This is a genomic window from Kitasatospora sp. NPDC057936, assembly GCF_042887525.1.
In the GTDB taxonomy this organism is placed as follows: Bacteria; Actinomycetota; Actinomycetes; order Streptomycetales; family Streptomycetaceae; genus Kitasatospora.
Genome location: NZ_JBHVPD010000187.1, coordinates 1 through 5,822, shown reverse-complemented (window position 1 = coordinate 5,822; position 5,822 = coordinate 1). Strand labels below are relative to the sequence as shown.

Annotated in this window: 7 protein-coding genes; all 7 read right to left on the bottom strand. The window is 73.0% G+C overall.

The window, feature by feature from the left end:
- Positions 1-153: 153 nt before the first annotated feature.
- Genes ACFVU9_RS45165 through ACFVU9_RS45135 form a run of 7 tightly spaced genes read right to left on the bottom strand, consistent with a single transcriptional unit; the run spans position 154 to position 5,652 of the window.
- A complete protein-coding gene (locus ACFVU9_RS45165) occupies positions 154-258 on the bottom strand; it encodes a DUF6893 family small protein (protein WP_380397724.1) in 105 nt (34 codons plus the stop codon).
- Positions 252-758 (bottom strand): hydrogenase maturation protease, encoded by a 507-nt coding sequence (locus tag ACFVU9_RS45160; protein ID WP_387603864.1) that lies wholly within the window; start codon positions 756-758, stop codon positions 252-254. Before ACFVU9_RS45160 ends, ACFVU9_RS45165 begins: the two co-directional genes overlap by 7 nt.
- Positions 755-2,119 (bottom strand): hypothetical protein, encoded by a 1,365-nt coding sequence (locus tag ACFVU9_RS45155; protein ID WP_387603861.1) that lies wholly within the window; start codon positions 2,117-2,119, stop codon positions 755-757. The genes ACFVU9_RS45160 and ACFVU9_RS45155 overlap by 4 nt, the downstream gene beginning before the upstream one ends.
- Positions 2,116-2,760, bottom strand: coding sequence for a DUF6084 family protein (locus ACFVU9_RS45150; protein WP_387603858.1), 645 nt, complete (start codon positions 2,758-2,760; stop codon positions 2,116-2,118). Before ACFVU9_RS45150 ends, ACFVU9_RS45155 begins: the two co-directional genes overlap by 4 nt.
- Positions 2,757-3,404, bottom strand: coding sequence for a DUF5947 family protein (locus tag ACFVU9_RS45145; protein ID WP_387603855.1), 648 nt, complete (start codon positions 3,402-3,404; stop codon positions 2,757-2,759). The genes ACFVU9_RS45150 and ACFVU9_RS45145 overlap by 4 nt, the downstream gene beginning before the upstream one ends.
- Complete coding sequence (locus ACFVU9_RS45140) at positions 3,401-3,868, bottom strand: thioredoxin (RefSeq protein WP_387603852.1); 468 nt, start codon at positions 3,866-3,868, stop codon at positions 3,401-3,403. Before ACFVU9_RS45140 ends, ACFVU9_RS45145 begins: the two co-directional genes overlap by 4 nt.
- Positions 3,865-5,652 carry a nickel-dependent hydrogenase large subunit gene (locus tag ACFVU9_RS45135; protein WP_380435253.1) on the bottom strand — a complete coding sequence of 596 codons (1,788 nt, stop codon included), beginning with the start codon at positions 5,650-5,652 and terminating at the stop codon, positions 3,865-3,867. The genes ACFVU9_RS45140 and ACFVU9_RS45135 overlap by 4 nt, the downstream gene beginning before the upstream one ends.
- Positions 5,653-5,822 lie beyond the last annotated feature (170 nt).

Here is a 5,822-nt window from a genome sequence, read left to right as displayed (position 1 = left end):
CGACATCGCGTCCACGGGCCCCTCCCCCCGCCGGGCGGCACGGCGCCCCATACCCGGCCGCGGTGGGGGCGCCCCCCCTTCGCGGCGCCCCCCCCGCGTCCGGGGCTGCACCGTTCGCAGCAATCCGCGCCCCGCGCGCAGCTCACGTGCGCGTCACATGCGCGAGATCCTCAGGTACCGCTTGAGGTCCGGCAGGCTCTGCCAGACCAGCGCGCCGATCCCGGCCAGCAGGGCGGCGCAGAACAGTTTCCTCAGCATGGTGTCGTCTCCTTCTCCGGCTGCGCGGCCTCGTCCACGACCCGCAGGACCACTTGGACCGCCTCTTCCACGGCGGCGGCGACCGGGGCGCTCAGCCCGATGCCCTCTTCCAGCGACGCCGGCTCGCAGCCGACCACCAGCACCCGTCCGGGCGGCTCGCCGCCGGTGCCCGCGGCGAGCGTGGCGAGCAGGCCGAGCACGGCGTCGGGCCCCATCCGGTGCCCGTCCAGCAGCGGCGCCTCCAGCGGCTCGGCGGCCGCCTCGATGAGGTAGACGGTGCCGGGCACCCCGCCGCGGCAGGTGGCGTCCACCAGCACGGCGGTCCGGTAGCCGTCGAGCAGCCGGTAGGCGAGGTCCACGCCGCGCACGCCGACGTCGACCACCTCGACGCCGTCCGGCACCGGGTGGGCGGCGAGCCGCCGGACGGTCTCGACCCCGAAGCCGTCGTCGCCGAGGAAGATGTTCCCCACCCCGGCCACCAGCACCTTCGGGCCGCTCACGACTCCTCCAGCGGGGTGACCTCGTCGGGCTGGAAGTAGCGGAAGCGCCCCTGCGCCCGCCACAGGTCCGCGCCCGGGTCGTCCTCCACCGTGACGGCCAGGTGCACCGAGCCGTCCACGTCGTGCAGCACGGCCTCGACGACGCCCGTCCGCCCGGCCAGGAACAGGTCCTGGGCGTCGGTGCGGCGCCGTCCGGGCCGCAGCAGCACCCGGCTGCCGGCGGCGACGGCACGGCCGTCGACCAGCACCTCGTCCCGCTCGGGGTCGACCGCCGGATCGTTGCCCGGGTCCCACCAGGGCTGCTCCGCATCGGCGGAGGAGATCTCGCGCAGCCCGCGGATGGCCCCGTGCAGGCGCTCCAGCACCTCGGGCGGCATCGACTCGGCGAGGTCGATCACGGCACCGGCCCGTTCGTCGGTGCCCCGCGCCTCCCGCTTCTCCTCGTCCGTGAGGGCCGCGGTGCGCAGCGCGAGGATCTCGTCGATCTCGGTCGCGTCGTACAGCGTGCCGAGGCTCTCCGGGGCCACCCGCGGGTGGTCCTCCAGGATGATCGGCGAGGAGAGGATCACCTTGCACCCGCCGTCCGCTCCGGCCAGGACGGGCCACGTCTGCTCGTTGCGGCACCGCTCGACGGCCGCACGCGCCCACTCGGGCGGGTCGGTGACCGACAGGAACCGGCCGTGCTCCAGCCCGAGCAGCAGGTGGGCGGAGACCAGGGCGCGCGGCAGCGCCTCCTCACGCGGTGTGCGCCGGCGCGGCATCCAGGTGGACGCGTTCTCCACGACGGCCGTGAGGCGCTGCGCGCGGTAGGGGCCCGGCAGCTCCTCGGTCCTCAACCGCACGACGCCGTCGACCTGTTCGCGCCGCCGGACGAGGCGTCCGACGGCGGTGCCGTCCTCGCGCAGCAGCTCGGTCTCGCCGACGCCCGGCAGGCGGAACCCGTGCTGTACCCCCTCGCCCATCAACTCCTCGACCGGCACGAGGAGTTCGATCCGCTCCTCGACGGCCTCGTCCCACTCGACGAGCACCCGGTCGGCCAGCTCCAGCCGCTCCACCGGTTCGAACCCGCCGGTGGCGGTGGCCTGTTCGACGGTGCGCCGCTGGACGCGCAGGAAGCGCAGCTCGACCGCGAGCCGGTCGTCCTGCCGCGCCTCCATGACGCACTCGGTGCGCTGGTGGGAGTGCTCGCCGCCCTGCGCGGTGTACTCCGGCGGCACCAGGACGCCGAACTGCCAGCGCAGCCGGTTCTTGGCCGCCGAGGCGCGGTACGGGTAGAGCACGTAGCCCTCCAGCAGCACGGCGTCGGCGATCTGCCGCGCCCCGGCGAAGCCGCTCTCGATCGATTCCGGAAACCCGCTCACCGGAGCGCCTCCTCGACGGCCGCCGCCGCGAGCAGCTCGCGCACCGTCGCCTCCCACGAGGGCAGGGCCCGCCGGGAGCGGTAGGCCAGCAGGTCGTCCATCACGTCGTCGGGCAGGCGCAGCCAGGCGCAGCCGGGGAAGTGCTGGTCGATCGCCTCGCGCCAGACCCGCACCGGCATCCGCACCCGGGCCTCCTTGTCCCAGGGCACGGGGGTGACCTGGAAGCCGCCGGGGCCGGCGAAGGCGGTGCCGGAGAAGAGCAGCAGGAGCGGCACCTCGCCGCCGTCGAGCGCCCGGAAGTAGCGGGCGGAGGCCACCTCCAGGTCGTAGCTGCACGGCACGGCGAGATCGGCCTCGGTCTCGCCGGTGAAGCCGGGCACGAGCAGCGGCACGGTGGCGAGCTGGATCGGGTTGAGCGTGGTCGCCCAGCGCTCCCGCTCGCCGAACAGGTCGCCCAGCCGCCCGCCCTCGGCCTCGGCGTACGACCGGCGGCCCGGTTCGATCCGCAGCTGGCACTGGAGGGCGAGGGCGTGCACCCGGGTGTCGGCCGGCGCCGTGATGCGCAGCCGGAACACCAGTGTCGGCGCGGCCGCGTACGGGTCGGAGCGCACACCGGTGCACGCGAAGCCGAGCGGCATCATGCCGTCACCTCCGTGGGCAGCGGGCGGGCCCGGTCGGCGAGCCGGCCGAAGAACGCGTCGAGTTCGGCCCGCGCCTCGGCGCCGCCGTCGAAGCCGTGCCAGCACAGCCGCAGCCGGCCGACCAGCTCGTAGCAGACGTCGATCGGCACCAGGTAGCACTCGACGCGGCCGTCGGTGCGGCGCAGCAGCAGCGCCTCGACGTCGGGTTCGAGGGCGGCGGCCAGTCGGCTCCCGCCGAGGACGCGCTCCCAGGCGTCCTCGTCCAGCTCGCTCTCGGTGGCGCCGGCCGGGCCGGGGTAGAAGGCGAGGAGCTGGTCGAGCACGGCGTTGCGGAACAGGAACGCGGTGCCGACGGGGATCCCGAGCACCGACCACAGCCGCTCGTCGACAGCGCCGTCCGGGTCGGCGAGGTAGCGGTCGGGCACGGTGCGAAAGCGCCCGCCGGCCGCGCCGGGCTGCTGGAACAGCAGGCCGCACGCGGTGCAGGTGCAGGCCAGGGCGCGCTCCTCGACGTCCACCAGGTGGCGGTGGCCGGGCGGCAGGTCGCGGCCGCAGAAGCCGCACTGCTCGGGGCGCGGCGGCGCCGGCTCGCGCAGCCGGCGCAGCAGGGCGGTCCCGTCCCGGGAGACCCTCCGGGTGTTCATCGCGCCTCCGCGGGCTGCTGCGGGCGGGCGCCGATCTGGAGCAGCTGCGGGGCGCGCTCCAGCTCGACGGCCGTCACCTCGGGGGCGTGGCAGGCGAGGACGGCCTCGACGTCCTGGTCGGAGCAGCCGCAGCCGGAGGCCGTCCGGCGCAGCCGCAGGGCGCCGGTGGCCGGTTCGAAGCCGAGCACCTCGACCCGCTCGGGCAGGGCCGCGAGCGCCCGGTCGATCCGGGCGGTCACGTCCTCGGGGTGCAGGTCGTGCAGGAGCAGCAGCCCCGCGACGGCGGGGTCGTCCAGCATCCGCTCCAGGGCGGGCGGGGCGAGCGCCGGCACCAGCCTGGCCAGGCCCTCGCCGTAGAACTCCATGAGGTCGCGCACGAGTTGCTCGCCCGCCTCCTCGGCGCCGCTGCCGGCCAGGGCGTCCAGGGCCTCCTGGATCCGCAGCCCGGTCTGCTCGGCCGTCATGCGGTGAGCCCGCTCAGGCCGGTGGGCACGTGCATGGTCTGCACGGTGCGCCCGCCGCCGACGTACATGTGCACGCCGCAGGGCAGGCAGGGGTCGAAGCTGCGCACGGCGCGCATGATGTCGATGCCCTTGAAGTTCTCCGGGGAGTTCTCCTCGAAGATCGGCGTGTTCTGCACCGCGTCCTCGTACGGGCCGGGCGTGCCGTAGCTGTCGCGCACGCTCGCGTTCCACGGGGTCGGCGGGTACGGGTGGTAGTTGGCGATCTTGCCGTCGCGGATGACCATGTGGTGCGAGAGCACGCCGCGCACGGCCTCGGTGAAGCCGCAGCCGATCGACTCGTCCGGCACCTCGAAGCGCTCCCAGGTCTGGCTGCGCCCGGCGCGGACCTCGTCGAGCGCCTTCTCGGCGAAGTGCAGGGCGGCGGCGGCCGCGTACGCCTGGAAGTAGGTGCGGGCGCGGTTGCGCTCGATGGCGTTGCTCCACTGCGGGATCTTCCACTCGAAGGTGACCTCGGGCTTGGTCATCGAGCGGGGCAGGTTGATCTTGACGCTGTGTCCGGTGGCCTTGATGTAGCCGATGTCGACGAGGCCGGACAGCGCGGTGGACCACAGGCGGGCGATCGGGCCGCCGCCGGTGTCGAGGGCGAGGTGGTCCTTGCCGTCGAACCAGCGCGGGGACATCACCCAGCTGTACTTGTCGTCGAAGTTCCGCTTCTGCGGCTGCGGGATGGTGTGCTGGTTCCACGGGTGGCGCGGGTCGACCGGGTTGCCGAGCGGGTCGTGGGTGACGAACAGCTCCTTGCCCTGCCAGTCCTCGTAGTAGGAGCTGCCGAGCAGGATGCGGATGCCGAGGTTGATCTGGGTGAGGTCGTTGGTGACGAGCTTGCCGTCCACGACGACGCCGGGGGTGACGAACATCCGCCGGCCCCAGTCCGTCATGTTGCGGTACGTGAAGTCGCAGTGGTCCGGGTCGTTGAGGCTGCCCCAGCAGCCGAGCAGGACGCGGCGGCGGCCGACCTCCTCGTAGCCGGGCAGCGCCTGGTAGAAGAAGTCGAAGAGGTCGTCGTGCAGCGGCACGACCTTCTTCATGAACTCGACGTAGCGCATCAGCCGGGTCAGGTAGTCGGTGAACAGCTGCACCGTCGCGACGGTGCCGACGCCGCCCGGGTAGAGCGTGGAGGGGTGCACGTGGCGGCCCTCCATGAGGCAGAACATCTCCCGGGTGTAGCGGCTGACCTGCAGCGCCTCGCGGTAGAACTCGCCCTCGATCGGGTTGAGCGAGCGCATGATGTCGGCGATCGTCTTGTAGCCGTGGTCGCGGGCGTGCGGGGCCTCGGTGCGCTCGGCCAGCTCCAGGACGCCCGGGTTGGTCTCCTTGACCATCTTCTCGCAGTAGTCGACCCCGACCAGGTTCTCCTGGAAGATGTTGTGGTCGAACATGTACTCGGCGGCCTCGCCGAGGTTGATGATCCACTCGCCCAGGTGCGGGGGCTTCACGCCGTAGGCCATGTTCTGCGTGTAGACCGAGCAGGTGGCGTGGTTGTCGCCGCAGATCCCGCAGATCCGGCTGGTGATGAAGTGCGCGTCGCGCGGGTCCTTGCCGCGCATGAAGACGCTGTAGCCGCGGAAGACGGACGAGGTGCTGTAGCACTCCGCGACCCTCTTCTGCTTGAAGTCGATCTTCGTGTGGATGCCCAGGCTGCCCACGATCCGGGTGATCGGGTCCCAGGACATCTCGGTCAGGCCGCTGCCGTCGCCGGAGGCCCTGGTCGTCGGTGTTGCCATCGTGTGTGTCGTGCCCTTCTGTCGTGGCCTGCTTGGGTGGGGAGGTGGGCGGGGCGGCGACGGGCCGCGCACCCCGGGCGGGGTGCGCGGCCCGCCCGCGGCCCCACGGCGGGCGGGAACCAGTCTCTTATAAAAAAAAACGAGCCCACCAGACCGACCATTATATTTAT